The organism is Acinetobacter sp. YH12099 (assembly GCF_013419195.1).
GTDB lineage: Bacteria > Pseudomonadota > Gammaproteobacteria > Pseudomonadales > Moraxellaceae > Acinetobacter > Acinetobacter towneri.
This window is the reverse complement of sequence record NZ_VPAP01000055.1, coordinates 1-1,295: the sequence shown is the minus strand read 5'-3', so window position 1 is coordinate 1,295 and position 1,295 is coordinate 1. Positions and strand designations below refer to the sequence as shown.

1 protein-coding gene is annotated in these 1,295 nt (G+C 39.6%); it reads right to left on the bottom strand.

Annotated features, from left to right (window positions below; all coding sequences use genetic code 11):
- Positions 1-1,174, bottom strand: a 1,174-nt coding sequence (locus tag FTU39_RS13740) for a transposase (protein ID WP_180052279.1), incomplete at its 3' end; no start/stop codon positions are given.
- Between the last annotated feature and the right edge of the window lie 121 nt (positions 1,175-1,295).

The window sequence follows — 1,295 nt, the reverse complement described above, 5'->3', positions numbered from 1 at the left end:
AGAGCAGTTGAAGAGTATTTAGTAAAATCGAGAGTCCTGCCAATATGGCAGGCGCACTCTCTATCTTGCCTCTTTTCTGCTGTCTACCTGAAAGCCTAGTCAAAAATGCACGGACTTTCTGATTTTGCTCATCTGTACAACGCTGCACTCTCCACGTCAACACACAAGCCATACAACTGATCAGCAAACGCCTTAAAATCGCTTCTGGGGTAGTCTGAAGCCATGACTCAATATCATGACCTGCTTGCTTGAGAAGTTTGAAATAACATTCGATTGACCAACGCCAGTAATACCAAGTTGTCAATTCCACTGCGGTAATCTCGGTTGATACATTGCTGATCAATGACCATCTTGCAACTGTCTTTTCATTAATATCTTTAACCACCGCAATAATCAGTCTAGCCTCAATTGCAGCACCTTTCTGAGGAGCAACTCTTTGACCTAAAGAATCTTTTTTATTTGATTTTGCAGCACGGGTAAGCCGAACATTGGTTTCTCCAACATAAAGCATATGTTGATTACCCTTGTAAGAAATGGGTTTCACTTGCTGTATTTCGATACGTTCAGCAACTTCTCCAACTTTACATATTTCACCCTGATGCTCAATCCGATTGCCTTCCTTTGCTCGAATAAGCCATTGAAAACCATGACTGCTTAATTCCCTGAGATGAGCAATGGAATCTCCTTCACGATCAATAATATGTACGCAGGTTTTCTCAAGAGGAAACTGTTCAACTTTTTGTATTTGTTCAGAAAGGGAGTCTAAATGAGTTTTACGTTCGGTCTGTTGCTCATTAAATGTCGAATAGCAACCTGAAGCACTAGAAAGGGTTTGAGCTAATGGAGCAACAGGAAGTCCAGAAGCAGCATCAACAAGTAAGCTCGTTTGTAATTCATAGCCTGAGTCGTACTGATGTGTCCTTTGGAGTTTTTGAGTTTTATTACGATGTGTCACATATTGGATTTGTGACCAATCATGAATAACTAAAGCATAGCGATGCAGCGATGTCTTAATCTGATCACAAGCAAGTTTTTGAATAGGTTCATTTAATTGTTTAAATGAAATTTTATCATTATTTAAAAACCGCCATACAGCTTGCGTCGTTGCGAAACTATTTTTTTGAGCAGAGGCAATATCTTTGATTGCAGGGGCAAGTGAAGCAAGAGGATTCATATTGAACTGAACAAGGTTGTTGTAACGTTTGACAAGGCGCTGATCTAAGCGAGAGATGTTAAAATTGAAGAGCATGCTCTTCAATTTAACGCAAAACATGGAAATTGTGTAGATACCTATG